Source organism: Fibrisoma limi BUZ 3, from assembly GCF_000296815.2.
Taxonomy (GTDB): Bacteria; Bacteroidota; Bacteroidia; order Cytophagales; family Spirosomataceae; genus Fibrisoma; species Fibrisoma limi.
This window is the reverse complement of the sequence record NZ_CAIT01000006.1, coordinates 695,829-721,820: the sequence shown is the minus strand read 5'-3', so window position 1 is coordinate 721,820 and position 25,992 is coordinate 695,829. Positions and strand designations below refer to the sequence as shown.

Annotated in this window: 25 protein-coding genes; 2 read left to right on the top strand and 23 right to left on the bottom strand. The window is 54.6% G+C overall.

Annotation, left to right across the window (positions count from 1 at the left end; genetic code table 11):
* Positions 1 to 401 precede the first annotated feature (401 nt).
* Positions 402 to 2,918, top strand: a complete 2,517-nt coding sequence (locus tag BN8_RS10955) for a bifunctional UDP-N-acetylmuramoyl-tripeptide:D-alanyl-D-alanine ligase/alanine racemase (protein ID WP_009281929.1) — start codon at positions 402 to 404, stop codon at positions 2,916 to 2,918.
* Between the two features lie 88 nt (positions 2,919 to 3,006).
* On the opposite strand, the gene BN8_RS10950 is transcribed toward BN8_RS10955, so the two are convergent.
* From BN8_RS10950 to BN8_RS10935, 4 genes are all read right to left on the bottom strand, one after another.
* The gene (locus BN8_RS10950; RefSeq protein WP_009281928.1) at positions 3,007 to 3,777 is read right to left on the bottom strand and encodes a ferritin-like domain-containing protein; all 771 of its coding nucleotides are present in this window, start codon (positions 3,775 to 3,777) and stop codon (positions 3,007 to 3,009) included.
* 14 nt (positions 3,778 to 3,791) lie between these two features.
* Positions 3,792 to 4,553 (bottom strand): ferritin-like domain-containing protein, encoded by a 762-nt coding sequence (locus tag BN8_RS10945; protein ID WP_009281927.1) that lies wholly within the window; start codon positions 4,551 to 4,553, stop codon positions 3,792 to 3,794.
* A 188-nt stretch (positions 4,554 to 4,741) separates the two neighbouring features.
* Positions 4,742 to 5,428 carry a hypothetical protein gene (locus BN8_RS10940; RefSeq protein ID WP_009281926.1) on the bottom strand — a complete coding sequence of 229 codons (687 nt, stop codon included), beginning with the start codon at positions 5,426 to 5,428 and terminating at the stop codon, positions 4,742 to 4,744.
* Between the two features lie 41 nt (positions 5,429 to 5,469).
* Entirely contained in the window at positions 5,470 to 6,678 is a 1,209-nt protein-coding gene (locus BN8_RS10935; RefSeq protein WP_229367903.1) for a THUMP-like domain-containing protein, read from the bottom strand.
* Between the two features lie 95 nt (positions 6,679 to 6,773).
* On the opposite strand from BN8_RS10935, the gene BN8_RS10930 reads away from it, so the two are divergent.
* Entirely contained in the window at positions 6,774 to 8,384 is a 1,611-nt protein-coding gene (locus BN8_RS10930; protein WP_009281924.1) for a SulP family inorganic anion transporter, read from the top strand.
* A gap of 168 nt (positions 8,385 to 8,552) precedes the next feature.
* Here BN8_RS10930 and BN8_RS10925 read toward each other — a convergent pair whose 3' ends face one another.
* The 19 genes from BN8_RS10925 to BN8_RS10840 all read right to left on the bottom strand — a co-directional run bounded on the left by BN8_RS10925 (position 8,553) and on the right by BN8_RS10840 (position 25,958).
* Complete coding sequence (locus BN8_RS10925) at positions 8,553 to 9,101, bottom strand: hypothetical protein (protein WP_051041032.1); 549 nt, start codon at positions 9,099 to 9,101, stop codon at positions 8,553 to 8,555.
* A gap of 223 nt (positions 9,102 to 9,324) precedes the next feature.
* Positions 9,325 to 9,528, bottom strand: a complete 204-nt coding sequence (locus BN8_RS10920) for a hypothetical protein (protein WP_040005736.1) — start codon at positions 9,526 to 9,528, stop codon at positions 9,325 to 9,327.
* A 249-nt stretch (positions 9,529 to 9,777) separates the two neighbouring features.
* Complete coding sequence (locus BN8_RS10915) at positions 9,778 to 10,695, bottom strand: oxygenase MpaB family protein (protein ID WP_009281921.1); 918 nt, start codon at positions 10,693 to 10,695, stop codon at positions 9,778 to 9,780.
* Positions 10,696 to 10,743: 48 nt separating this feature from the next.
* Positions 10,744 to 11,475 (bottom strand): 3-keto-disaccharide hydrolase, encoded by a 732-nt coding sequence (locus tag BN8_RS10910; RefSeq protein ID WP_009281920.1) that lies wholly within the window; start codon positions 11,473 to 11,475, stop codon positions 10,744 to 10,746.
* Positions 11,476 to 11,544: 69 nt separating this feature from the next.
* Positions 11,545 to 13,104, bottom strand: a complete 1,560-nt coding sequence (locus tag BN8_RS10905; RefSeq protein ID WP_009281919.1) for an ABC transporter permease/substrate-binding protein — start codon at positions 13,102 to 13,104, stop codon at positions 11,545 to 11,547.
* Between the two features lie 35 nt (positions 13,105 to 13,139).
* The gene (locus BN8_RS10900; protein ID WP_009281918.1) at positions 13,140 to 13,871 is read right to left on the bottom strand and encodes an ABC transporter ATP-binding protein; all 732 of its coding nucleotides are present in this window, start codon (positions 13,869 to 13,871) and stop codon (positions 13,140 to 13,142) included.
* 2 nt (positions 13,872 to 13,873) lie between these two features.
* Positions 13,874 to 14,155, bottom strand: a complete 282-nt coding sequence (locus tag BN8_RS10895) for a DUF427 domain-containing protein (protein WP_009281917.1) — start codon at positions 14,153 to 14,155, stop codon at positions 13,874 to 13,876.
* Positions 14,156 to 14,171: 16 nt separating this feature from the next.
* Positions 14,172 to 16,139, bottom strand: a complete 1,968-nt coding sequence (locus tag BN8_RS10890; protein ID WP_009281916.1) for a CocE/NonD family hydrolase — start codon at positions 16,137 to 16,139, stop codon at positions 14,172 to 14,174.
* Between the two features lie 73 nt (positions 16,140 to 16,212).
* Entirely contained in the window at positions 16,213 to 17,832 is a 1,620-nt protein-coding gene (locus BN8_RS10885) for a hypothetical protein (RefSeq protein WP_009281915.1), read from the bottom strand.
* Positions 17,833 to 17,984: 152 nt separating this feature from the next.
* The gene (locus BN8_RS10880) at positions 17,985 to 19,349 is read right to left on the bottom strand and encodes a lactate utilization protein B (RefSeq protein ID WP_009281914.1); all 1,365 of its coding nucleotides are present in this window, start codon (positions 19,347 to 19,349) and stop codon (positions 17,985 to 17,987) included.
* 3 nt (positions 19,350 to 19,352) lie between these two features.
* A complete protein-coding gene (locus BN8_RS33245) occupies positions 19,353 to 19,508 on the bottom strand; it encodes a DUF8506 family protein (protein ID WP_009281913.1) in 156 nt (51 codons plus the stop codon).
* A 280-nt stretch (positions 19,509 to 19,788) separates the two neighbouring features.
* Positions 19,789 to 19,989, bottom strand: a complete 201-nt coding sequence (locus tag BN8_RS10875) for a helix-turn-helix transcriptional regulator (protein WP_040005735.1) — start codon at positions 19,987 to 19,989, stop codon at positions 19,789 to 19,791.
* Positions 19,986 to 20,453, bottom strand: a complete 468-nt coding sequence (locus BN8_RS10870) for a hypothetical protein (protein ID WP_040005734.1) — start codon at positions 20,451 to 20,453, stop codon at positions 19,986 to 19,988. Before BN8_RS10870 ends, BN8_RS10875 begins: the two co-directional genes overlap by 4 nt.
* Before the next feature lie 71 nt (positions 20,454 to 20,524).
* On the bottom strand, positions 20,525 to 21,262 hold the full coding sequence (locus BN8_RS10865; RefSeq protein WP_009281911.1) for a (Fe-S)-binding protein: 738 nt from the start codon (positions 21,260 to 21,262) through the stop codon (positions 20,525 to 20,527).
* Between the two features lie 25 nt (positions 21,263 to 21,287).
* Positions 21,288 to 22,046, bottom strand: coding sequence for an endonuclease/exonuclease/phosphatase family protein (locus tag BN8_RS10860; protein WP_229367902.1), 759 nt, complete (start codon positions 22,044 to 22,046; stop codon positions 21,288 to 21,290).
* Between the two features lie 66 nt (positions 22,047 to 22,112).
* Positions 22,113 to 22,439 carry an L-rhamnose mutarotase gene (locus BN8_RS10855; protein WP_009281909.1) on the bottom strand — a complete coding sequence of 109 codons (327 nt, stop codon included), beginning with the start codon at positions 22,437 to 22,439 and terminating at the stop codon, positions 22,113 to 22,115.
* Positions 22,440 to 22,564: 125 nt separating this feature from the next.
* Complete coding sequence (locus BN8_RS10850; RefSeq protein ID WP_229367901.1) at positions 22,565 to 23,665, bottom strand: MBL fold metallo-hydrolase; 1,101 nt, start codon at positions 23,663 to 23,665, stop codon at positions 22,565 to 22,567.
* 28 nt (positions 23,666 to 23,693) lie between these two features.
* Positions 23,694 to 25,073, bottom strand: a complete 1,380-nt coding sequence (gene fucP / locus BN8_RS10845; protein WP_009281907.1) for an L-fucose:H+ symporter permease — start codon at positions 25,071 to 25,073, stop codon at positions 23,694 to 23,696.
* 99 nt (positions 25,074 to 25,172) lie between these two features.
* Entirely contained in the window at positions 25,173 to 25,958 is a 786-nt protein-coding gene (locus BN8_RS10840) for an L-fucose dehydrogenase (protein WP_040005732.1), read from the bottom strand.
* Positions 25,959 to 25,992: the final 34 nt, after the last annotated feature.

The window sequence follows — 25,992 nt, the reverse complement described above, 5'->3', positions numbered from 1 at the left end:
ACCTTGTGCGTCTTACTTGTTTGTCGAACTGATTTATCGAAAACAATGCCAAATCCAGGAGAAGGGAGAACGAAGCCTACGCTAGTTCCTTTATATGATTGATTTGGAGTCTATTACGTTAATTGTACACTTTATATTAGTCATTTATACCAGAATAATACTTGAGTAATATTATACGCATACATGTGAATAATTATTCTCTTTCTCAGCTATTTAATGCAATTTTTAAGAATCAATGCCGCTCCTATTACTCATCATGTCACCCCACGTTGACATAAGTATTTTTTACTACTTATTGTTATATTTCTCTCTGGAAACCGATCAAGTTTTGTTCCAACCAGGCCGATTATATGTGTACCTTGTGGCTTTGTTAGAAACGTTGTTAGCCTGTACGCTTCCTTGTGATTACCCAAAACTTCAATCTCCTCGACGCCTACTGGCTGACTGACTCACGCCAGGTGCTTTCACCCGAACAGAGCCGGTCGGCGGTCTTTTTTGCCATGCAGGGCGAACACCACGATGGTCACGCGTTCGTGGGGGAGCTGTACCAGAAAGGCGTTCGGCAGTTCGTAGTGGAGCGGGCCGCGCTGACGCCCGCCCGCCGGACCGAGTTTGCTCAATATACCGATGCGCAGTTCACCGAGGTCGACAGCAGCCTGCGTCTGCTTCAGGAACTGGCGGGCAGTTACCGGCAACACTTTTCACTTCCCGTGATCGGCATTACCGGCAGCAATGGCAAAACCATCGTGAAGGAGTGGCTGTCGCAGTTGCTGGCGGGCGATTACGTGATTGCGAAAAGCCCAAAAAGCTATAATTCGCAACTGGGTGTACCGCTGTCCGTGCACCAGTTGAACAGCAGCCATACGTTGGGTTTATTTGAAGCCGGTATTTCCAGACCGCACGAAATGCAGGCGCTGGAAACGATCATACACCCTTCTCTGGGCATTTTCACCAACATCGGTACGGCCCACGATGAAGGGTTTCGCAGCCGACGGCAGAAGGTGGCCGAAAAGCTCCGGCTCTTCACCCACACCGAAACGCTGATCTACTGCAAGGACTACCCCGATATCGACGAAGAAATCAATCTGCTGCTAAAGGCCGTTAATCCGGCGGTTCGGTTGATTCACTGGTCGAAACACGAAGGAGCCGTTTACAAGGCTTCGGTTCAACAGGATCAACTGACCCTGCTTGCCGAACACGGCACCTGGAGACTAAAACTACCTTTCACCGATCCGGCATCGGTTGAGAACCTGATTCACTGCGTGGTTACGTTGCTGACACTGGGGTTCATTGACGAAGCCGCGTTACAAAACCGCCTGAACCGACTTCGGCCGGTGTCGATGCGGCTTGAAGTAAAGGAAGGGATCAACGGCTGTGTGGTCATCGATGATTCGTATAATAATGACATCGTCGGCTTGCAACTGGCCCTGGGATTTTTGGATCAGCAACTGACCCGCAACCGCAAGGTTGTGATTCTGTCCGACGTATTGCAGTCGGGCCAGCGCGAAGATGAACTCTATGAATCAGTTGCTGCGCTGCAACAGGCCAATCAGATCAGCGAGTTTGTTGGCATCGGCCCTGTCATTGGCCGCAATGCCCACTTTTTTCCGTCCGGAAGTCGATTTTATGCCGGAACCGATGAGTTTCTGGCCAGTTATCCGTTCGATCAGCTTCGCGACAGTGCCGTACTGGTGAAAGGTGCGCGGCCTTTCTCCTTTGAACGGATCGTGAACCGGCTGCAACGGAAAGTACACGGTACGGTGCTGGAAATTAACCTGGATGCGCTGACGCATAACCTGAATTACTACCGGGAGAAAGCAGGCCGTGGCGAAGGCGGTCAGCCAACCAAACTTATGGTGATGGTGAAGGCCTTTGCCTATGGCAGCGGCAGCGCTGAAGTAGCTCAGTTGCTCCAGTTTCACCGGGTCGATTACCTCGCTGTCGCCTACGCCGACGAAGGGGTTTCGCTCCGTCAGAACGGCATTGACCTACCCATCATGGTCATGAATCCAGCCCCCGAAACCTTTCAGACATTGCTGGATTACCAACTGGAACCGGAGATTTACAGCTTGCGGCTGCTACAGGAATGGGGAAGGTTCGTTGCAGGGAGCAAAGGGTATGGGGCATGGGGTAAGGAGTTGGATGCACCCGCCATACGCCCCCACGCCCCACGCCCCATGCACCTAAAGATCGACACGGGCATGCATCGGCTGGGATTCGTTGAAGATGAGCTGCCCTCGGTTGTCGCCTATCTACAGCAACACCCGGCCCTGCGGGTGGCTTCAGTATTCAGCCACCTCGTCGGGGCCGACGAAGCGCAGTTCAACGCCTTTTCGAGGCAACAGTACGATGCGTTTATGCGGAGTATGGCCGGGCTGGAAGCCGGACTGGGCTATCGCCCCACGCGCCACCTGCTCAATTCGGCCGGGATTGTTCGTTTTCCGGAATTCAAGCTGGACATGGTGCGGCTGGGTATCGGCCTGTACGGCGTGGAGTCGAGCCAGTTGGAGCGTTCGATGGTACGGCCCGTCGGTACGTTGCGGACGGCGATCAGCCAGATTAAAGCTGTTAAAACCGGTGAGTCAGTAGGCTACAGCCGACGCGGGGTTCTGGACCACGACGCCCGGATTGCGACCATTGCGATTGGTTATGCAGACGGCTTCGACCGCCGACTCGGCAATGGTGTCGGGCAGGTTTGGATTAACGGAACGCTCTGCCCAACGGTCGGGAACGTTTGCATGGACATGACCATGATTGATGTCACCGCAGCCCAGGCTTCCGAAGGCGATGACGTGATTATTTTCGGTAACGAAATCCCCATCAGCGAACTGGCCCGCACCATCGGCACCATCCCCTACGAAATCCTGACCGGCGTCAGCGAACGCGTCAAGCGGGTGTTTTATAAGGAAGGGAATTAAAGAAAAAGAGGGAGAAGAGGGAGGAAGGGGACAAAAGGGAGAAAATGGTTTATTACCTTTCCTCCCTTCCTCCCCTTTTCTCCTTTCTCTATTCCAGGAACGGCATCACGATTTTCAGTACGTCCTCTTTCGAGAGCGGCTCATCCCAGGCTTCGGTTGAAGCTGAGTACGGTACGCCCGGGATCAGCGACGAAACTTCCAGGTGCGTTACCGCTTCTTCACCCGCGTACACCGCCGGAGGAGCGCCACCGCTTTCGTTGCCGGTGATCCAGCCCTTCAGGCCGCGTAGTTCACGAACGCGGGCCGCGTGACGGGCTTCTACCGAGTGAATCCGCAGGGCCGTTGTCAGGATAGGGTCATCCATGATCAGACGGGGAGCCTGGCCTTTGTAGGCCCGAACGCCCGTATCTTCAAACGCCTGCGCCAGCAGCGCGAACGTTTTGAAGTTCCGGAATACATCAGGGAACGCACCTTTGGCCGTGAAATCAAAACGCGGCTTGGACACAGCCCGCCCACCGAGCACTGACTTCAGCAGATTTACGTGTGCGTTTTCGTGCTTTTGCAACTGACCAAATACGTTGCGATCCAGGTTAATGATCAGCCCCGGCGTATCCATGCCGACGTTGTAGAATTCGGCTTCAAGGTATTCCAGTGTCAGGGCAAAATTCAGTACGTCAACCACGACATCGCTCTGGGCATAAGCCTTGTTCAGGGCAGACGCCAGCAACGTAGGAGCGGCCACCGACGCGGCTTTTTTCGCGAACATGCTGAACATGTTACGACGCGATACATGCTTCAGCCGGTCGTACACTTCACTGTCAACCTGCTCAATTTCGTTGAGGATATTCTGTAAGTTCATCGTGTTGTGTCCGGTTAGGCCATCGGCAGACGCGAGGCTGAGATGATTTCTTTAATAAACTGCTGCGCAACGGGTAATACCTCGCCGGGCATTTTAGCCGGATCAAGACCAGTAGCGGGGTCCACTACGTCATCGCCGGCAAAGTAGGTGCTACCCGGAGCGATCAGCTCGCGAATTACCGACGCGTGACGCGCTTCAACCGAAACGATTTTACCAGCCGTTGCCAGGTTGTTCGCGTCCGTCAGCAACTGACCGGCACCATTATACGCAGCCGTGGCCAGATCGGCAAAATTACGGGCGGTCGTCAGTACGCTGTCGCGGTTGCGGAAGTTCACGCTGCTGTAGTCCAGGGTAAGTTTAGGAATGGCAAAACTGCCCAGTACGGCTTCGAAGAAGTCAACGTGGGTGATTTCCTGATCCCGCAGGTCTTTGAACACCTGGAACTCTTTGGTCGACATACCGTCGTAGCGCGTATCCAGTACGAGTTCCAGAAAGCGCAGTTCAGCCTGTTCCAGAGCATACGCGTAGTTCAGAACGCCAATGTCGCCGGAACCCAGTTCCACGACATCGCCGGCACGACCGCCCCGCATCGACGTTTCGCCGGGGCCAGTAATTGGGTTAAGGTTCTCCTGGGCACAGGAGCTTAGGAGTACTCCGCCAGCAGCCGTTACACCAACGTACCGCATAAACCAACGGCGACCGATGTTCACCGGGACCACAGGCAGTACCGACACCCGCTGCTTGGGTGAAGCCGGATCTTTGTGTAGTTGTTCCATATAGAAAGTAGAAAGTTGAGTAATACCTCGCCGTTCGGCGACGAAGTCACTACAACTACTCCTATAGACTCAAAAGGTTTTATAGATTTTGTCTTTTAACAATAACTTCTTGTATGTATTGAGTTAATGGTCTTTCAGGATTCATTTTTTCATACAAGCCCCCATGTTTGGACCGGAACCAGACCCGTTTAGTTTGGTTTACGGGCCTTTACGGCTTCGACGTTGTTCTTGCGGTTGTCAACTTCAATCAGGGCTTTTTCCTGTTCACCTTTGTTGGTTTCAACATCTTTTTCGAGTTGAACCAGTTCTTTTTCGTTTTCCTCAATCCGTTTGAGGAGTCGTTCTTTTTCTTTTTTGTTCTGATCAATCTCCCGCAGCAATCGTTCCCCATTTTTTACCAGCCGCTGGTGGTTACGCTGGGCCTCATCGAATCCCTGCTCGGCCTGCCGTACTTCCTGCGTAAACTGTGATCGGCTGGCAAAATCCTTCAACAATTGCTCAGCGTCCCGATACGCCCGGTCGCCGGGCCTGACGTACGTGCGGCTACCCAGATCAAAGGATACAAAGAGTGTCGCTGAGGTCCGACCGGCTTTTACCGTACTGACCAGGTTGATGGGTTCCGGCGAGATGGACGAAATATCGGCGTTTGGCACCCGGTATACTCCCCGCGAGGCCAGCAGGCGGCCGTAGGTTTTTAACTGTTCTTCCCAGTCTTTTTCGATCTGTCGGCCGTCTCCTGAAATGGTCAGAAATAAGCCCGGCAGTTTATCCCGGTCAACGGTACTTTCACCCGCGTAGATTGTCTGAGCGCTTACCAGCCGATTACCCAACAGGGTCAGCAGGAGAAGCAGGTACATCACTTGGTTTTTCATCATGTCATTCGTTACGTGTGTATGTCTGGTTTTCGCTGAACAGACTACGGGCTGTCCACTGCTTTTCGGGTAATCAACAGCCGTTTTTCGCCGTTCTGGAGCGTTGTCGCGAAGATATATACGCTCCCTCCTTCCCGCAACCCGAGTTGTTTCCGCAACGCATCGACCGGCTGCGGAAAGTTCCGCACCGTCAGGTTGGCCTGCAAATCGGGTAATAGGGCTCGTAGTGCCTTCCGATCCGGTTTGCAACTGGCGACGAGTTCAAATACACGCCCTGGAAAGTCGTTTTCGGGTTCCTGGCTTGTGTACAGGTGACTGTGAGGAGCCAGTTTCTTAAGCCTAAATCGGTGGGCAATGAGTCGAAATGCGCCCGCCTTCAATATGGCTGCATTCGGCTCGTAAATATACTGTTCGGGATCACCCAGTATTACAGCAGCCCTGCGTTCTTCTCCAATCGTAAAGGCTAGCTTAACTTCTTTATTTATAGTAAGGTTAACAGCGTTAACTTCTACTTCTTCTAAAGGTATAACCGTCTGACCAATCACAAATAACACCTCTTTTACTTCACCCTGCAGGGCCACGATATGCACCACCTCCACCTGGCCAATCTGACGGATAGTGGCTTCCAGATCAAGCAGGGGCGATGTTTTGAGAAACAGTCGCCCGCATTTTGCCAGCAAGCCGGCAAGCACACCTGGTGCCAGCACGTTTGGAAGACAATCCTCCAGCCGAACCACCCGGCCGCCCCGATCGTCCCGGCGGGCCGGATCCAGATAAATCCAGTCGGCCCGACCGTTGAACGCGTTTAGAAAATTCAGCCCATCCTCATTGTATACCTGAACGTTTGTCAGGCCAAGCTTAGGCAGATTGTAGACCGCCAGGGCCGCCAGTTCTGCCCGCTGCTCTACGTACAGGACTTGCTTCACGCGCCGGGCAAAGGCCCAGGTATCAACGCCCATGCCTCCGGTCAGATCAAGCAGGCTGTCCCCTCCTACCAGCGAAGCTTTGTACAGGGCCGTCCGCTCCGACGATGCCTGCTCAACCGACACCGATGGCGGAAAAATCAGCGTGTCGTTACCAAACCAGGTGGGCAGTTTGTCGCGGGCTTTCTGTCGGGCCGCAATCTGTGCTACCAGGTTTCGAATATCCCCCGTGCGGGGTGGCCGGAGCATCAACTGCCTGACATCCGCCGTCATATGTTGCCGGATAAACTGCTGATCTTCCGGACTTAATTCATTAATTTCAGGAACCAATTAGAAAATGGTTAAAAAATTTTAATCGTTCTTTAATTTTGTGCAACGTTCGTATACCATTTGATGTTCATTTGGTCAACCCTTAGCCATAACCCATGCAATCCGATAACCCATTTCGCACCTTACAAAACTACCGTGCGGCTTTTTTACGACAGGATTTTCCGGCTGGAATATCTGTTTTTCTCGTTGCCCTCCCCCTTTGTTTGGGCATTGCCCTGGCGTCGGGGGCTCCGTTGTTTTCCGGCCTGGTTGCCGGTATGATCGGCGGGATCATTGTCGGCCTGCTGTCGGGTTCAGAGGTTAGTGTTAGTGGACCGGCCGCCGGCTTAGCCGTCATCGTGGCCGACGCCATCGCAAAGATAGGTTCTTACGAAGCGTTTCTGGCGGCCGTTGTGATAGCTGGACTAATTCAACTGCTGCTGGGTTTACTTAAAGCGGGCCGGTTCAGCAGCTTTTTCCCGGACAGTGTCATTAAAGGCATGCTGGTTGCCATCGGGCTTGTTATCATTCTGAAGCAGATTCCGCACGCCCTGGGTCGGGATAATGACTACGAGGGTGAATTTGAGTTTGCCCAGCTTGCCGACGGTGAAAATACCATCTCCGAAATTTACCGGGCCATCGAAACGGCCAGTCCCGGGGCGGTATTGATCAGTGCCCTTTCGCTGGCCTTCCTGATCATTTGGGAACGAACGGCAGGGCGCAGTAACCGGACTTTTTTCCGCAATTTCCCGGGGGCACTCATCGTCGTCTTCATTGGCATAGGGCTTAATGAGTTCTTCCGGACTGCCATGCCCACCTGGTATCTGGGCGACACGGCACATCAGCACATGGTACAGGTGCCCATCATTGCAGCCGGCAAAAGCCCGTTTTCGATATTTGATTTCCCGGATTTCAGCGTGCTGGCTAACCCACAGGTATACTTCATCGGCATCACCATCGCGATTGTGGCCAGCCTGGAAACCCTGTTGAACCTCGAAGCCTCGGACCGGCTCGATCCGCACCGGCGGGTATCGTCGCCCGACAAGGAGCTGATTGCACAAGGGATTGGCAATACGCTCTCGGGGATGATTGGCGGTCTGCCCGTAACGTCGGTGGTGGTTCGTACAACCGCTAACATTTACAGCGGCAGCCGAAGCCGGATGTCATCTGTGCTTCACGGCATTTTCCTGCTGGTGGCCGTATTTCTCGGCGGTCCACTGCTCAACCTGATTCCACTCTCGTGTCTGGCGGCTGTTCTGATCATGGTCGGGTACAAACTGGCCAAGCCGAAGATTTTCAAATCCATCTACAAAGATGGCCGGACGCAGTTCATTCCGTTCATCATTACGGTGCTCGGCATCATTTTTACAGACTTGCTCATTGGTATTGCAATCGGCTCGGTAGTGGGTATTCTCTTTGTGTTGTACACGAATTTCCAGTCAACCTTCAGTGTCACCCGGGTAGAGAACAAAGTGCTGATTCTGTTCGAGAAAGATTTATTCTTCCTCAGCAAACCCCAGCTTAAAGACGCTCTGCGGTCACTACGGCCGGGGGATGAAGTGATTATTGATGGAAGCCGGGCTCAGTTTATTGACCATGATATCTACCACATCCTGCTGGATTTCAAGGATACGGCTCAGTCGCAGGGGATTCGTTACGAACTGCGCAATGTCGAACTGAACGTACAGCCCAAAAAGGCCCCTAAACTGGTTCCGGCAATGGAATAATGAATAATATTATTTCAGAATAGCTTTTGGGCGTGTCCTTACCCCAACCCCCTGAAGCGGTCGGCCGTTGACAGGGGTAAGAGTAAAGCGCACCACCAAAATGAACCAGTACTAAAAAGCCTCTGGATGTTGCGTCCAGAGGCTTTTTAGTACTGGTTAGACTTCGTATTAGTGGAAGCCGTGCTGCTCCAGGTACCGAACATCCTCGGCATCGCGGGCCTGTACGCCAATCACGATACCTCCCTGTCTTATTCCGGATTCGTAGGTTTTGGCCCGGTCTTCGGGAATACCTGAACCGACCAGCGCGCCGATCAGGCCACCCGTAAGACCACCGGCTCCTGCACCGGCCAGACCAGCCGCCAGCGGACCGGCCACGACCAGCCCCAGGCCGGGCAACAGCAGATTGGTACCAATGGCCGCGATGGCCGCAGCTACGGCTCCGACCGTACCGCCGATGGCGGACCCGACACCCGCTTTCTCCATTGTTTTGTTACCCAGATCGGTATCGTGGTCGCTGTCGTGCCGGGCAGCAAAATGCCGGTCACGCGTTTCGTTGGACATCATTACGTTAATATCCTTGTCGGCAAATCCCCGATCTTTCAGTTTTTCGTACGCACGGTCCGCGCTGTCGCGGTCGGAAAACATTGCCGTCATCACCCGGTCGGTTCGATCAGTCAGTGTCGAGCCAGACATGGTTTGGTTGGTGTAATCAGCCATGGTTTTGTTTGGTTATGGTTGAGAAAAGTAAGTTAGCTACGCGAATGCAGCTATAAATTCAACCCTACTCACCGGCTGGTGTTTAGCAGAACTGATGGAGCGGTATCAATACATTATCATTGTTGATAGATTAAGTAGTCTATTTCTCTCAGCGCTCCCATCCTGATTGTACCGTAGCAGCACCGCACGATGCCTGGCTTCCGGCAAACGCTTCCGTAGGTCATCAGAAGCGTAACGGCTTGTTCGCAAGGTCTTGTATGAACGGAGCGCCCGGTTTACTCATGAAGTACGTCTCGAACGACGAGCGTTCTTTGAGCATGTACTGACGAGCCGTGCGTGAGCCGCCATACATCTTCCCCAGAAAGTCGAATGTGTTCGTATATCCGTGCAGAAACGGTTGTTCGATGGAGTTGGCGGACGCCGACAAGGGAAACTGTTCAGTATAAAACTTGATAACAGCCGGGCATTCAGACTAAAGAGCAGCCCAAAGAGCGCGTACCGATACCTGGAAAATCCTTCACTCATGGCCCCAGGGCCAACGCACATTGGCCGCCTACCCAGGTTAACAGGAATAAAAACGTGGGAACAACCAGGTAGGCGCAGCCAGGTAACGATCAGTAAAGACGACCTCATTATGAACGGATATTCGGGCCGCAAAAATAGCGCAACAACCCCACTAGTCGGTGCGATGGGTCGTGGGTAATGGAGTCTTTTCGCTACGGATCAGATCAGGGCCAACCGCTTCAATGTCGGGGGCTCCTTTCGGGTAATACCGGAACGAGGTGTTGCGGATCAGCGCCGGATACGGCTTGAACGTCACCCAGCGCAACGGCCATTTACGAACCCACAGCCCCATCTGTACTAACCCCGATACCCAGCCGGGCGGCCGTTGGTAACCAAAGGCCTGCCGTAGTTTATCACTGAGCAGGGCCGCAAACACTGGTGGTACCAGCGGGTGCAATGGAGACGGAAACCAGCGCTGTACAATGGCCACTGTAGCGTCGGCCACCCGCCGATTGCTGGGGGCGTAGCGCACGTAGCGGTCCTCGTACGTTTTCATGAACGACCGCATATCAGGCAGGCTGCTGGGCAAATCCTGGAGGTGCATACGCTGGCCAACTTCGCGAAAGAAATAAAAGAGCGCCTGTTCCTCGCTCTCGGTGAGCCGACGCCAGCCGTACTGATTAATCCACTCGATCGGGTAAAACACAAACGTACCCAGCACAAACAGGTACTCAGCGTTATCAATGCGGTAGTGGCCATGGATACGGTTCATGTGCGTGATGGCCCGCTGCCCAGATTCACTGTCGTAGCCGGATTCCATAAATTCTGCAATCAGCCGGCTGGTATCGTCGTAGCGTTTCTGTCCGTTCCGCTCAAACTCACCGGTTTTCACCAGCAGCCCCGATACCCGCGGACTGGCGTAGGTATGAAACAAAGCCAGCTCAAGGGCCCGGGTCATATCAAACGGAAATTCGTAGGCGGTCAACAGATGTACCATCCGCTGGTGATCCCGAACCGGATCGAGCGTCTGCAATTCCCGCCGAACCGCTGGATCGCGAAACAAACCGAGCCGCTTATGATAAACCTTCATGATTCAATTCGTCAGTTTTTAAAAAGAGGAGATAATTGAAATTCATGCCTACAACTGTCGGACTTTGAGGTTGCGGTACCAGACCGTACTACCCCAATCCTGTAAGCCAATGTGCCCCGTCAGGGTTCCCGAACCGATCGGGGCGGCTTTTAACGGGCTTTTCGCCACGCGCTGCTTCCAGTCGGCCGAGGTCAGGTCGTGTTCCTGCACCAGAAACCCGTTGATGTACACGTTGAACTGCTTTCCTTTCCGGATTACGTGAACCTGGTTCCACTGCCCAACCGGTGCTGACTCGCGGAGCCGGGCGTTAGCGATGCCAAAGAAATCCCCGGCACGGTGCATGTTCTCAGCCGCTCCTTCATAGATGGCATCATCGAGAATCTGGAGTTCTAAACCGGAATCGTGCATGTTTTTAAACGTCGGCGATTCCGCGACGAAAAAGAAAATCCCGCTGTTGGCCAGGCGGCTGACTTTCCAATCGGCCTTGAACTCAAAATCGCCCGAAAACGAAGCGTTGGTAATGATATCCCCACCGTCTTTGGCCTTATTGCCCAATCGGACCGGTACGTCGAGCTTGATAGCGCCCTCCTCAACGCGCCAGGCCTTACCAACGCCTTTGCCGAGGTACGTATGCCACCCGCTCAGGTCTTTACCATTGAAGAGCAGTTTCCAACCCTGTTGACGCTCCTGCGCCGACAGCGTATTGACGGGCTGCGCCTGGGCAACGAATAGACTACCGATAATGGCGTAGAAGAGAAACAAGCGAAACAGAACAAGCATACGGTTCAGGGTTATAGGTTCAGAATAAAGCGGTTCGGGCCAATGGCCTACTCAGTAGTTTCGGCCTGGTTAACTGGTTTGCAGATAACGGACCAGATCAGATATGGTCTGTATTCCCAGCGCCCGGGCCTGTTCCCGGCGCATCATCAGGCAATAGCTGTTACCAAAGCCCAGGGGTTTCAGCCAGGTCAGGTCGAACTGCTTAGCAAACCCCGTTTTTACGAAGGCATACACAGAATCCGACTGCATCGGAAGCTGCCGCAACGCAGCGGCCGGTGGCTGAAGGATGACCAGCAATCCGGTTCCGGTATACTCCGGGTAGAAGTCCAGCGCCCCCGTACGGAGGGCATCGAAGCAGATTTGCGTCCCGCCAAGTCCCGTACGGGTAGCAACCCGAAGGCCGGTCTGCCCTTCAATGAGCTGCCGGTACATCTCGGCCAGGATGTACTGCTCGGTAAAGACCTTCGAACCCAGCACAATCGTCGCAGAACGGTCGCCAGGTTTGGGGGTTTTCCATAAGCCATTCTGTTTCAGAAAATCCCGCGCTATAGACTCCGGCGATTCGTGGCGGTAATCGGCCCGGTAGTTGAGCGTTGTCATGACCGAATCCGGTAGGCGTCCTGCCAGTTGATTCAGTACGGCTTCCAGTTCCGGGTGGCGCCTGAGGGTGGCCTGGCGTACCACCGGAGCTGCATCGTAGGGCGGAAACGCATGCCGATCGTCGTCGAGCACAACCAGGTCATAGGCTTTAATCCGGCCATCCGTCGAATAGCCGCTGATGATATCGACCTGTTTGCGGTGAATGGCCTCATACATTAGGTTCTGGTCGATCAGGCGGGGTGCTATCTGAAGTCCGTACGTTTGCTGGAGGCCCGGATACCCATCGGCTCGCCCGTAGAACTCATGTGCAAAGCCGGCTACCAGTTTGTCGGATCGGGACGGCAGCAGGTAAAACCCGGATAACAGCGGCAGCAACCCCACAAACACCAGCGCCCCCACACGCAGCCGTCGGGCAGGAAGCCGCTGCAAGCGGGCCAGGCCCAGATCAAACCCTACCGCCAGCAGAGCCGCCGGAATAGCCCCGGCCAGAATCATGTTGACGTTGCTGAGGGCAATCCCCCCGAAAATGAACTCCCCCAGCCCCCCGGCCGCTACGTAGGCCGCCAGCGTCGCCACTCCCACATTAATGACGGTCGCCGTCCGGATGCCCGCAAACAGCACCGGCAGTGCCAGCGGTAGTTCAACGCTGAACAAAATCTGCCGATCGGTCATGCCGATGCCCCGGGCGGCATCCCGCACCGCCGGACTTACTTCCTGGATACCAACGTAGGTATTGCGAATGATGGGCAACAGGGCGTACAGAAACAGAGCTACCAGCGCGGGTCCTACGCCAATGCCGAGCAACGGGATCAGAAAACCCAGCAGGGCCACGCTTGGTACGGTTTGCAGCACCCCGGCTACCCCCAGTACACCCGATGCCAGCCGGGGACGGCCCGCAATCAGAATTCCAAGAGGAACGCCGATCAGTAACGCCAGCAGCAGCGAGATAAAGGTCAGGCTGATGTGCGTGATCGTCTGATCAAGTAGTTTGTCGGACTGCTCGCGTACGAACGTAAAAAAATCGATCATGCTACCTGTGCTGTTCTCGGTTTACTGGTTTCAGTTTACAGGAGTCGGTGCGGTTTTTCGTCGAGGAATTCGCGCACGAAATCGTTGGCGGGCCGCTGCAGCAATTCGTCAGGCCGCCCCATCTGTACAATACGTCCCTGGTCCATGAGAACGATCCGGTCGGCCAGTTCGAGGGCTTCGCTGACATCGTGCGTTACCAGCACGACGGTGGTTTCGCGCAGTTCGTTCAGCCCGAACAGTTCCCGCCGGACGTGTCGGCGCGTGAACGGGTCAAGCGCCCCGAATGGCTCATCCATCAATACCACGGGCGGACGGGCCGCCAGGGCGCGGGCCAGTCCTACCCGCTGCCGCTGCCCTCCGCTCAGTTCGGCCGGGTACCGATTCAGCACGTCCGGGGGCAACCTCAGCCGGTCGGTCAGTTCCCGTGTCCGTTCGCGGATGTCGGCCGCATCCCAGCCGAGCAGTTTAGGCACCGTCGCTACGTTTTCGGCTACGGTATAATGCGGAAACAGCCCCGCATCCTGAATGACGTACCCGATGCTCCGGCGCAAGGTGGGACCGTCCTGTTGCCGGACATCGACCCCATTTACGACGATTGACCCGCTGGAGGGGTCAATCATCCGGTTAATCATCCGTACGGTCGTCGTTTTTCCGCTGCCGCTGGTACCGAGCAGGACCATCGTTTCGCCCTTCGCTACTGTAAACGATACGTCGTTTACAACCAGTTGATCGCCATATTGCCTGGTTACGTTCCGAACCTCAATCATCGCTAGGGCTCCACGCGTACGCCTTTCCAGAAGGCAACACGATCTTTGATTTCGCTGGCGGCCGGTTTGGGGTCCGGATAATACCAGGCTGCGTCCGGGTTCGTCTTTCCGTCGACGGTAAGCGTAAAATACGACGCTAACCCTTTCCAGGGACAGGTGGTATGCGTGTTACTGTCCGTCAGGTATTCGGGACTGACGGCATCCCGGGGAAAATAATGGTTTCCTTCCACGACGACCGTATCGTCGCTTTCGGCAATAGTCGTGCCGTTCCAGATCGCTTTCATGGCTTTGCTACGTGTTTTACGGTAAAACCTGAACCTCAACCAAAGAGTTATCGTACACCCGGTGCGTGGCCTTCTGAAAATCGGCCGCGTCGGCCTTGTAAATGTTATCGACGTATTTCTGGGGGTTACGATCGATGAGCGGGAACCACGTACTCTGCACCTGAATCATTACCCGGTGGCCTTTTTTGAACGTATGCAGTACGTCCTGAAGCCGGAAATTCACATCGGTTACCTGCCCCGGCGTGAACGGCTCCGGTTTTTCGAAACTGTTCCGGAACCGGCCGCGCATCACCTCCGACCGCACCATCTGCTGGTAGTTACCGAGGGTGATGTTTTTATTGGGCAGATACGGGTGATTGGGTTCATTAGGCGGGTACACGTCGATGAGCTTCACAACCCAGTCGGCATCGGTACCGGTGGTACTGACTTTGAGTTTCGCCATGATTTCCCCGCCCAGCGTCAGGTCTTCGGTCAGGGGCTCGGTCTGGAACGTCAGGACATCCGGCCGGCGACCGGCAAACCGCTGATCCTCCGACATATAATTGAAGGGCGTAAACCCGAGCGTAGTCGTAATATCCTCCGTGTAGGGCACGGGCTTCATCGGGTCGCTAATAAACTCTGAAAAGGCGGAGCTACTGGGGCTTTGGTTGGGGGTACGGTCAGACGTACCGTCAGACCGCAATAACTGACCATTCCCGGCTAACTGAAAGGCCACCGTCTGGGCGTTCGCAGTTGGCCATTTGTCGAAGGTTTTCCATTCTTTGCGGCCGGTATCAAACAGATACGCTTCGGGCAGACCCGTTTTTCCGTCGCCGGGCCCTTTCAGGAAATGGTTGAAGAATTTGGCTTCGATGTTCCGCTGGTAGAACGTAGCGATGCTGTCGCCGAAATAGATGTTGCTGTGCAGTGTATGTCCCGTTTCCCGCGACCAGCGTCCATGCCCGAATGGTCCCATCACGAGCGTGTTGTATATGCCGGCGTTGTTCTTTTCCAGCGTCTTATACACATTGAGCGGCCCGTAGAGATCCTCCGCATCAAACCAGCCGCCCACGGTCATCACGGCGTGTTTTACATTCTTCAGATGCGGTAAAATGCTGCGCTTCTGCCAGAACTCGTCGTAGTTTGGATGGTTAATGGTTTCCTGCCAGAAGAAGTTATCGCTGTAGTACTTATTGGCATTTTTCAGGGGCCCGAGGTCGTACTGCCATTGAAAGCCGTCTTTCGAGCCGGTATTGATCATCTCGGACATAAACCAGGCCGTTGTCGTTGGCTTGGGATGCTGAACGCCAAACACCGGATAAGTGAACAGATACGCCTGAATGAAGGCCCCGTTGTGGTGAAAATCATCGAAGAAAAAGTCGGACACCGGAGCCTGGGGCGAGGATGCTTTCAGGGCCGGGTGGGCATCGGGCAGGGCCGCAGCCGTGTAGAAACCAGGGTAACTAATCCCCCACTGCCCTACCCGGCCATTGTGAAATTTAACGTTTTTCAGGAGCCACTCAATGGTATCGTACGTATCCGAACTTTCGTCCGGCGAACCGGCCGAGGTGGAACCGGCCGCCGTTGCTCCAGCGACCGCCTTGCCTTTCTTCCGGCTGGCCGTAGCGGACGGATCGGGCAGGTTGGGCGTCATGTTCGTCCAGGTGCCTTCCGACATATACCGACCGCGAACGTCCTGATAAACAAAGATGTATTTATCCTGCTCAAGCGTTGGCGACGGACCCAGGCGGTTGGCATACTGATCAGCCCCGTAGGGGGCAATGCTGTAGCAGGTCCGCTGCATCAGAAACGGATATTTATTCGTTTCTGATGCATCCTTCGGCACGTACACAATCGTGAACAGCTTCGTGCCGTCCCGCATTGGAATCTGGTGCTCGTATTTCTGATAATTGTCTTTGACGAAGGTATTTACTACCGGATTGGGCTGAGCCAACGCCGTCAGGCTAAGCAGCCCGACCAGTGCCGTAAGTAATCGGAAGCGCATAACAAACAGGTTATTTTTTGCAAGGTACAATCCATCACCGTTTTTTGCTACGTTCCCCCGTCAACTCATGGTTCTATTTGCAGTAGGACTCCAGCCGGACTTTGAACACCCACTGGGCTTTATCGAGCAGGTACTCATTCTGACGATACGGCCAGCTTGCGCCCCCGTCCGTACTCGCCCGCAGGTCGTACTTGCGTCCCTGTTTCAGCTTATAGGACGTTACATTCCGCTGGGTTCGGGTCAGCGTGACCAGTTCGCGCCAGTTGTTTTTGCCGGCTTCGCTGTACTGCGTCCGCAGTATGGCGGGTAGTGCAGCTTCGTCGAGCGTCATGCCTTTAGGACACGAAAACTGAAATTCCAGCTTCATAGGCGGTGGTACGGGCAGCGTCCCGAGATTCAGGCTAACCGGCGTCACATCGCAGGAAGTACCCACCGCCGACTCAGCGATCAACCCACCTTTCGTGCCTTTTCCCCAGGCATCGGTTTCATCGAACACGCGCAGTTTCAACCGCCGGTTCCGGGGCTGTGCGGTGATGCGGATCTGGGCACCGTCGTTGGCGCTGGCATAAAACGAACCGGCCAGCTGGCCCGTTACGGCATCGACGATTTCACAACGGTAGTTCACATCCACGTTTTTTAATTTACTGCTCACGCTGAAGACGGGTCCAACTTCACAAATACTGTCGGCCCAGCCCACAACGAAGGTTCCGGCGGTCAATACGTCGGCCTGGTATTCCAGTCTCCCCGTTTGCTGATTCAACACGACGACACCCGGCTTTTCCTGCCGCCAGACGCTTGTCAGGGCATCAAAACTGAACAGCGGAATTACGTCCCCGGCCCGAATCGTTCGGTCGGCCTGCGGATGGCGCATGGCAGGATTCAGTTCCATCGTCAAGCGCACTGGCTGCGAGAAGCTGCGCGCCAGTTGGTATTGTTCGTTATACGCTTCAATGGTGACAGAACCACCCATCGACGAAACGCGCATCAGACCCAGCGACTGCGAACCGGCGATCAAGGGCATGACGTTGTTCATCAATCCCCCGCCCGGCACCTGCGCGGTGGCATTGCCGCTTCGGGTATCTGTATGGACCAGACTGATTGCCAGTTCTCCGCTCACCGCCTGCCCGTCGCGGTCGGTTAGTTTGGTACCCATCGGCAACGTAAGGCTGGCGTTATCAACTTTTCCCGACTGGAGGGGCGTGTCCAGGGTAAGTGTTGTCGTCAAGGCGCCATCCGTTCCGGCCCGACCAGCGGTGAGTTCCGCCGAGAGCGTAGCCGGTGGCAGAGGGATGTTGATAAACCGAACCGTACGCACCTGACGATTCAGACTGGTCATCACGACCGGCTGCACCACCGGCAGGTATCCCTCCGATTCAAGAACGACCGTAAACCGCAGGGGTTGCTGCGCCGAGGGCGACGACTGGGGTGAAGCCGCCAGCAATAAAATGCCGTCCGCATTAACCTTATAACGATTGGTATTCAGCGTAGTAACGATACGTGACGCATCCGGTCCGGCCAGCTTCACATTGATTTGCTTCGGCAGTGGTTTGCCCGCCGGATCGATCAACCGTAGCTCAAGCACTCCCTGCGTTATCGGGTCTTTGAACCCCAACTGAATCCCGTCAATGGGGTTTTTACAGGCATCCGTTAGGAAAGGGAGCAGACACAATAAATACCTTTTTAAAGTTTTCATAAACTTAATAACAACATTAAGGTTATTACTAAGTATAAATGTAAACAAAAAAGCCCATTCATTGGGCTTTTTTGTTGTTTATTTCTTCAATGTAAATATAGGTGGTGTAAGCAACGTAGTAGGATCAGTGCTTCCTACGCAACGGATTACTTTTACATCTGCGTTTTAGCGTACCAGTCGCGGAAACTTTCCTTCGGCGGTTCGGGCAGTTCACGGGCAATGGCCCAGGGGTTCAGTTTACCGTTGTGGCTCAGTGCGTAAGGCGTCATGGCCAGCATCTTGCGGGCCACCCGACCCAGGCGGGCATACACCTTCGGGCGGGCCAGTACGGCAGCCAGCCCTTTCATGCCCAGCCGTTTGCCCGCGGGCATGGCGTTGGCCTGCCCGATTAGTTGCCGCCATTTATAGAGCTGAACGTGAATATCAATCTTCACCGGGCAGACGTCCGAACACGAGCCACAGAGCGTCGACGCAAACGGCAGCGAACTGTGCTTTTTAAGGTCAATGTTGGGCGACAGAATGGCCCCAATCGGGCCGGGCACGGTAAAGTCGTAGCTGTGTCCTCCGCTACGGCGGTACACCGGGCAGGTGTTCATGCAGGCACCGCACCGGATGCACTTGAGCGAATTCCGGAAATCCGGGCGACCAAGCTGGGTAGTACGTCCATTGTCGACCAGGACAATGTGGAGTTCCTGACCGGGTCTTGCCTTATGAAAATGACTGGTGTAGGTGGTCGATAGCTGACCGGTAGCCGAACGGGCCAGCAGCCGCGTAAAGACGCCCAGATGTTCGAGTTTAGGAATGATTTTCTCGATACCCATGCAGGCGATGTGTACCGGGGCCAGCGTTACGCCCAGATCAGCATTTCCCTCGTTCGTGCAGACCACAAAGCCACCCGTTTCGGCAATGGCGAAATTTACCCCCGAAATGGCAACGTCGGCCGCGACGAATTTCTCCCGCAGGTGTTGCCGGGCCGTTTCCGTCAGGCGCTGCGGATCGCTTTCGCCCTCGGGTGTGCCAAGGTGCTCGTGAAAAATTCGTCCGACATCCTCCTTCTTGAGGTGAATGGCGGGCATGACGATATGGCTCGGCGGTTCGTTCGTGAACTGAATAATCCGCTCGCCCAGGTCCGTATCCACCACCTCAATGCCGTGCTGTTCGAGAAACGGATTCAGGTGGCATTCCTCCGTGAGCATGGATTTACTTTTCACGATCCGCTGCGCCTGATGCTGCCGGATGATCCGCAGCACGATCTCGTTGTGTTCCTGAGCATCGGCGGCCCAGTGTACCTGGACGCCATTTGCCTGCGCGTTTCGCTCAAATTCCTCCAGATAGGCATCCAGACGACTCAGTGCGTGTTCCTTGATCTGCGACGCCAGCTCACGTAGTTGCTCCCATTCGGGCAACTGATACGTCATGCGATCGCGTTTCTGGCGGATGAACCACAGCGACTGATCATGCCAAGTGGTGCGGTCAACATCGGCCGTAAATCGTTCGGCAGCTTCGGGGTGAGTCATAGGTTATAGCTCTCGGGCTTTGATACGAACGGGCTTTCCGTTGCGGGCAATGACCAGTTCTTCATCATTTCGTTTGGCCTGTTCAATGACCTTCTGCACAGCCCGGCGCATACCGGCCACTAATTGTTCACTTCCTGGAGATAGTCGCTCAGCTTCCATATTGTTTCAGAGAAGTCCAAACCAGTTCGTCAAAAACGCGCTCATCGCCTTTCCAACATTCAGCAACTAAGCTGAGTTCGGGGGTCGAATTGTTGACGACAACGGTCTGATCACATAGAGGTAAATATAACGAATTCAGGTTAATCAGACTTCGGTGATACCGTCGCTCAATGACATCAGACGGTATGTTATGTCCCCCCTTTACCTGGTAGCAACGTATAGGCTGCGGTCGTCTTCCCAGCGCCGTTTGGACCAGCTATGATATACCGATTCGGCACACTTAATCTGTTTCGTCCAGTTGAAAGACAGCTTCCACCGGCTGCTCAAACACGCGCGCAATTTTCAGGGCCAGGATCGTCGACGGAACGTAGCGTCCTGTCTCAATCGAATTCACGGTTTGTCGGCTCACCCCGATTCTCTCAGCCAGTTCCCCCTGCGATATGTTGTGCTCAGCCCGCCAAACCTTGATGCGGTTCTTCATAACGCCAGCACCCGACTGTTTTTCAGCATCAGCAACCGAAACCGAATCACAAATACCAGCAATACGGTAAACATGTTGTAGAGCATTACGTCTAGAAACCTCGTTCCGTGTACCAATAAAATGGCAACGGCCAGAATGATGTAATTGACGTACACACTCCACTGCAGGCATTCCAGCCGTAACTGACTCACCATCTCGTCTTCAATGGCTTCCCGCGAAAAGCCGATCATCAACAACCCGGCGATCACACCCAGCGCAGCCAGTTCGTCGGTTAGGTTTATAACATCCGGTTCAAAAAAAGCGGACATCCCACTTTTACCCTGAGTCGTACTACGTAGATCGATCGTCAGAAAATCAAAGTAAAACTCCTTGTAAAGCGCAGCTAAGCCCAGAATTATACAAGGAATTAAAATGAACCAGCCAATCAGGCGGTACCGATGCGGAAATAACCACTGCGTTTTCATACGATATGTAAAGTTTATTTGACACACAAGTATCAAATTTATTTTACCATTTGTCAAGCAAACTTTACAAATTATTTTTCTGCATTTAGAATTTCCGCTACGTGCATAACCCTGACTGGCAGTTTTCTTCGCCGGACAATGCCTTCCAGGTGCATCAGACACGACATATCGCCACCGGTGATGACCTGCGCGCCATGATCGACGTGGTCCTGCACGCGATCCTGCCCCATCCGGGCCGATACGGCCGCTTCCGTTACGCAGAACGCCCCGCCAAACCCGCAGCATTCGTCGTAGCGCCCCAGATCGACCAGTTCGAGGCCTTTCACCTGCTTCAGCAGCCGGCTGATCTGCCCGTCGCGTACCGGTGTCTGCTCCGAATCGGTAGCCAGCCGGAGGCCCCGCTGCCCATGACAACTCAGGTGCAGCCCCACGCGGTACGGGAATTCTGCCTCAATGGTAGTGACACCCAGTACGTCGGTCAGAAACTGCACCAGCTCGAAGGTCCGTTCGCGAACGTGCCGGACGGCCGGGGTTTGCTCGATGATGTTGAAGTGCTTCCGGACGTGGTACACACAACTGGCCGACGGCGCGACGATGTAGTCATAATCAGCAAATGTCCGCACGTAATTCTGATACACCGGAATCGAATCCTGTTCGCAGCCGGCGTTGGCCATTGGCTGCCCACAGCAGGTCTGCTGCATGGGAAAAGCCGTCTGAACTCCTAATTTTTCCAGTAACCTCAGCGTGGCAATGCCAACCTGCGGGTAGAACTGATCCACGTAGCAGGGAATGAATAATGCGACGTTCATACGATAGAACGGGGCTCGGCCCGTCTTACTTAAGTTGATACGTTGCCACTACGGGATAGTGGTACGACGTATTGGTTTCTTCAATGACGCGATAACTGAACAGTTTCAGGGCTCCACCCGGCTGCGTCAGTATATAATCCGTCCGACTTCCCAGGTCTGGAAACGTAATGGCATCCGAGTTCCGACCCGCATCATACCAGCGACCCAGCAGGGGCTCTACGGCCTTCTGATCGGGATGAGCGTTCAGGTCACCCGCCCAGATCACCGGCTGAATACTCGGCTCCAGCAACGCACTGATCGTAGCCGCCTGTACCCCTCGTCCCACCTCCGAGCGGTCGTCGAGCCGCGTGGTGCAGAACCGGACCGTCTTTTTGTTGGGCAGTTCTACATACGCACACAGAAGAACACGGGGTTCGGTCAGGTCCGGATTCGGCAATGGAATCAACTGCTGGGCAATAATCGGATATTTCGATAAGATAGCTACCCCGTACCCTCCTGCTTCGGCATTAGCTTCTTTGCCAAACACCGCCTTCAAACCGGTCAGGTAACTGAGCTGAGCCGCCTGGTTTTTACCTAAACTACTGGCTGTCGCGCTGTCTACTTCCTGCAAAGCCACCAGATCGGCCCCCGTACTTCGGATCAGTCGGCCAACCTGGATCAGGTTCGTTCCTCCCCGCTGGCTGAAACCGTGGTGGATGTTATACGTCATTACGGTTAGTTTCTGTCCTACAACGCCCGTAGTCGACACGAGCCAGACCAGTAAACCTATCCATCCATACTTCATGGTAAAGGGGATTGATGTCATCACCCTAATAACTACTTGTCGCCCCGGAACAGTTTGAAAAACGGGCTACAACGCAAAGATTCGCTGCATTAACAGCCATTTTTCACCGGGTTTGGCCATCGGTAAAGCCTGTTGATAGCGCCACATCAGGTCTTCCCACACCTGTACCCTGGGGTTTTCAGCATCCAGTTGCGCCTTCCGCTCAAACGAAAAGTGTTCGTCTGTTTCCATGATCATAAACAGCCGGTTACCGATGCGGTAAATTTCCATGCTGACGATGCCCGCCGACCGTATACTGGCCTCAATTTCGGGCCAGATCCGCTCGTGGTATTGTTCGTACTCGGCAATCAGCGCCGGGTCATCTTTGAGATCAAGGGCCAGTGCGTAGCGCATGGTTTGTTGGTTTGTGGTTTATGGGGTTCGTAGTTTGTGGTTTGGGCGTTGTGAGTTTGTTTGTGGTTTAATGGCTCCCAAGTATCTCTAAACTACGAACCACAAACCCCGAACAACAGCCAATCTCAAAACGCCCACCACCGCTTCTGCGGATACGTTTGTCCAACCACGATGGGTTCGCCGATTAAGGGCGTAGTAACTGTTACGTTCAACTCAGCAGCTTTTTTGAGCACTCGTTCCACCGGCTCAGTCCAGGCGTGGAGGGCCAGGGTAAACTTGCCCCAATGGACGGGCATCAATACGTTTGCCCGCAGATCGACGGCCGCCTGCACTGTTTCTTCCGGCATCATGTGAATCAAGGGCCACTGTACATCGTACTGCCCCGCTTCGAGCAAAGCCAGGTCGAAAGGGCCATAGGCATCCCCGATTTCCCGAAAATGCGGTCCGTAGCCCGAATCTCCGCCTAAAAACAGCTTATGCGACGGCGACTGCAGGACAAAGGCGGTCCAGAGGGTTTTTCCGTTGACCAGTCCCCGCCCGGAGAAGTGACGCGCCCGAACCGCCCGGAGGGACAAACCACGTCCCACCGGTCCGCCCTCGCCCCAGTCGTATTCGTGGATGGCCGACTCCGCAACTCCCCAGCGAGCCAGGTGCGCTCCAACGCCTAATGCCGTATGAAACTGCTTTGCTTTAGGGATCAGCTTTAGTATAGTATCGTAGTCCAGGTGATCGTAGTGGTCGTGGGTGATGACAACCACATCAATGGGCGGCAGGTCATCGACCGAATAGACGTTCGTTCCCGGGTAGCTTTTCGTCCCCAGCACAGCAATCGGTGAGGGGCGGTCACTGAACACCGGATCAACCAGTATCGTCTGTCCTTCCAGCTTAATCAGGTACGATGAATGACCAAACCACACGACGACCGGGCTTCCCCCCGACGTATCGGCACCCAGGCTGTTCAGATCAGTTTTGACCGAGGGCAGCGGTTTTGTCGGTTCCCGGTTAGCAACCGGCCGCAGGTACTTTATCACCAGTTGCCAGTATGATACGCCCGGAGCCATCATTGGTGTTTCGATGGGAAAGTGAAAATGGCCATCCTGGTAATTCGCCGACGCTTCGATCCGCTTCAGCCGATCGCCGGCAGGCATTGCTCCGAACGAAGGCAATTGCAGCACCAGTACGGCCACAACGGCTAACAAGGCAATTATTCCGAGCAGTATGTACATAGTTCGTCGCAGCAACCGCATCATTTGTTTATACGATCGGTGCCCGCTCAACATCCGCTACCCGGGTTCGGTAGCCCTGCGCTGCATAAAACACAATGTAGGCGAAGCAGACCAGCGGCACCAGCAGGGCGTATTTTGGCCCACTGGCAAACAAAGCGCCAGCCACCAGGGGCAGCAACGCTCCCCCAACGATACTCATGATTACCAGCGACGACGCCAGCTTCGACTCTACGCCCAGCCCTTTGGTCGCCAGCGCGAAGATGGTCGGGAACATGATGCTCTGGAAAAAGTACGTGAAACTCAGGGCGATGACGGCGGTTACGCCACCGGCCAGCATAGCCAGCAGGACCATCGCTACAGCTCCGGCTGAATAGATCGTCAGCACCATATTGGGACGCATGCGTGTCATCAACGACGTACCGACAAAGCGCCCGAGCATGAACAGCACCAGCGCAAACGACGCATGAAAGCCCGCAATCTGGGTGGGCGACAGTTCGGTAGGCGAGCCGGTCAGCGAGTTAATGATATTCATGTACCCTTCGGCCAATGCCCAGTGTCCCTCGCGGGATAGGTCCAGCTTCAGGTCAACGAAGTACCCCCATAGCGTGGCCTGCGCCCCCACGTTGACAAACTGCGCAATAATCCCCAGCGTCAGGTGCCGGTGCCGGAAAAGGCTCGTAATGGGTATATTTCCCGCAGCCTGTTCCTCTTCGGCACCTACTTCCGGCATTTTTGTAATGGCAAACAGGACAGTAACGAACGCAATGATCAGCCCTATGGTCAAATAAGGCCCCTGAACGGACAGAGCCTCCTCCACGCGAATGGCTTCGGCCTGAGCCGCTGGCATCGCGCTCAGCATCTCAGGGGTGTATTCCGTCTTGGAAAAGATGAAGAGCGCCCCAATAATTGGTCCGAGAATGATACTGATACCGTTGAAGGATTGAGAGAAATTTAAACGCCACTCTGATTTGGCCGGATCGCCGAGTACGGTTACGTAGAGATTGGCGGCCGTTTCCAGAAAGGCGATGCCACAGGCCATTGTAAACAGAGCGAACAGGAAGAAACTGTACACCCGCACTTCGGCCGCTGGGTAGAACAAAAACGCGCCACCGCCGTACAGGATCAGTCCGAGCAGAATACCACGCTTATAGCCAAACTTACGCATGACGTACCCCGCCGGCAGGGCCATGAAAAAATAGCCCAGATAAAAGGCAAAATCGACGATTCCCGCCTGGAAGCGGTCCAGGTCGAGGGCAATCTGAAACTGCTTGATCAGCGAGCCGTTCAGGCTGTTGGCCAGCCCCCAGAGGAAAAACAGGCTGGTAACGAGCGCAAACGCAAGGCCGAAGTTGCCGGTTTTTTCACCGGATTTGAGTTTGACATTGTCGGTAACGGGTCCGAGAGGCATAGGTAGCGGGTTTGGAAAGAGTAAATGTACGGTTTTTGTCGTTCGACTGATTCTGTGGGCGTGGTGTCAGGTGCTACACCTGACACCACGCCCACAGAATCAGTCCGTTATAGCCCGGTCGAGGTGGGTGTACCCGCCATCCACGTGCAGCAGTTGCCCCGTGGTGTGGCTGGATCGTTCGGATAGCAGAAACGCTACGGCGTTGGCAATCTCTTCAGTAGTGGTCATGCGTCGTTGCAGGGGGATCTTCGAGACGATCTGCTGTAGTTTCTTATCCGGATCGGGCAGCGTTTTAATCCAGTTCGCATACAGGGGCGTCCAGCTTTCGGCCACGATGACGCAGTTGACCCGGATACCATACGGCAGCAGTTCAACCGCCCACTCCCGTGTCAGGGCGTTCCGTCCGCCGTTGGCAGCCGCGTAGGCAGACGTATTGCCCTGACCGGTTTCGGCGACCTTGGAGCCGATGTTGACAATAGCGCCCTTCGACTGTTTCAGGGCGGGCAGCGCGTGGTGAGCCATCAGGTAATAATGCACCAGGTTTTTGTGCAGCGACGCCATGAAGTCTTCATAACAGCCCTGCTCCAGGCCGACGCCATCGTTCACCCCGGCGTTGTTCACCAGGCCATCGATCTGCCCGAACTGAGCCAGTGTCTGTTCAACGGCCCGTTTGCAGTCGTCTGGTCGGGTAAGTTCCGCAACTACCTGATGCGCCTTCCCGCCCGACGCCCGGATGGCCTCAACCACTTTCTGATTATCGGCTTCGTTCCTGCCGACAATAACGGGAATAGCCCCTTCCGTTGCCAATACGGTACTGATGCCTTCGCCAATGCCTTTGGCCCCGCCCGTAACGAGAATAATTTTGTCTTGTAAGTTTAAGTCCATCAGGTTGAATGTTAGATTCTGAGCATTGAATACC

Excerpts from the sequence above, each read along its gene's own strand:
- BN8_RS10950 (WP_009281928.1), bottom strand. The coding sequence starts at position 3,777 with ATGAACTTACAGAATATCCTCAACGAAATTGAGCAGGTTGACAGTGAA.
- BN8_RS10945 (WP_009281927.1), bottom strand. The coding sequence starts at position 4,553 with ATGGAACAACTACACAAAGATCCGGCTTCACCCAAGCAGCGGGTGTCG.
- BN8_RS10940 (WP_009281926.1), bottom strand. The coding sequence starts at position 5,428 with ATGATGAAAAACCAAGTGATGTACCTGCTTCTCCTGCTGACCCTGTTG.
- BN8_RS10930 (WP_009281924.1), top strand. The coding sequence starts at position 6,774 with ATGCAATCCGATAACCCATTTCGCACCTTACAAAACTACCGTGCGGCT.
- BN8_RS10925 (WP_051041032.1), bottom strand. The coding sequence starts at position 9,101 with ATGGCTGATTACACCAACCAAACCATGTCTGGCTCGACACTGACTGAT.
- BN8_RS10915 (WP_009281921.1), bottom strand. The coding sequence starts at position 10,695 with ATGAAGGTTTATCATAAGCGGCTCGGTTTGTTTCGCGATCCAGCGGTT.
- BN8_RS10910 (WP_009281920.1), bottom strand. The coding sequence starts at position 11,475 with ATGCTTGTTCTGTTTCGCTTGTTTCTCTTCTACGCCATTATCGGTAGT.
- BN8_RS10905 (WP_009281919.1), bottom strand. The coding sequence starts at position 13,104 with ATGATCGATTTTTTTACGTTCGTACGCGAGCAGTCCGACAAACTACTT.
- BN8_RS10900 (WP_009281918.1), bottom strand. The coding sequence starts at position 13,871 with ATGATTGAGGTTCGGAACGTAACCAGGCAATATGGCGATCAACTGGTT.
- BN8_RS10895 (WP_009281917.1), bottom strand. The coding sequence starts at position 14,155 with ATGAAAGCGATCTGGAACGGCACGACTATTGCCGAAAGCGACGATACG.
- BN8_RS10890 (WP_009281916.1), bottom strand. The coding sequence starts at position 16,139 with ATGCGCTTCCGATTACTTACGGCACTGGTCGGGCTGCTTAGCCTGACG.
- BN8_RS10885 (WP_009281915.1), bottom strand. The coding sequence starts at position 17,832 with ATGAAAACTTTAAAAAGGTATTTATTGTGTCTGCTCCCTTTCCTAACG.
- BN8_RS10880 (WP_009281914.1), bottom strand. The coding sequence starts at position 19,349 with ATGACTCACCCCGAAGCTGCCGAACGATTTACGGCCGATGTTGACCGC.
- BN8_RS33245 (WP_009281913.1), bottom strand. The coding sequence starts at position 19,508 with ATGGAAGCTGAGCGACTATCTCCAGGAAGTGAACAATTAGTGGCCGGT.
- BN8_RS10875 (WP_040005735.1), bottom strand. The coding sequence starts at position 19,989 with ATGAAGAACCGCATCAAGGTTTGGCGGGCTGAGCACAACATATCGCAG.
- BN8_RS10870 (WP_040005734.1), bottom strand. The coding sequence starts at position 20,453 with ATGAAAACGCAGTGGTTATTTCCGCATCGGTACCGCCTGATTGGCTGG.
- BN8_RS10865 (WP_009281911.1), bottom strand. The coding sequence starts at position 21,262 with ATGAACGTCGCATTATTCATTCCCTGCTACGTGGATCAGTTCTACCCG.
- BN8_RS10860 (WP_229367902.1), bottom strand. The coding sequence starts at position 22,046 with ATGAAGTATGGATGGATAGGTTTACTGGTCTGGCTCGTGTCGACTACG.
- BN8_RS10855 (WP_009281909.1), bottom strand. The coding sequence starts at position 22,439 with ATGCGCTACGCACTGGCCCTTGATCTCAAAGATGACCCGGCGCTGATT.
- BN8_RS10850 (WP_229367901.1), bottom strand. The coding sequence starts at position 23,665 with ATGTACATACTGCTCGGAATAATTGCCTTGTTAGCCGTTGTGGCCGTA.
- fucP (WP_009281907.1), bottom strand. The coding sequence starts at position 25,073 with ATGCCTCTCGGACCCGTTACCGACAATGTCAAACTCAAATCCGGTGAA.
- BN8_RS10840 (WP_040005732.1), bottom strand. The coding sequence starts at position 25,958 with ATGGACTTAAACTTACAAGACAAAATTATTCTCGTTACGGGCGGGGCC.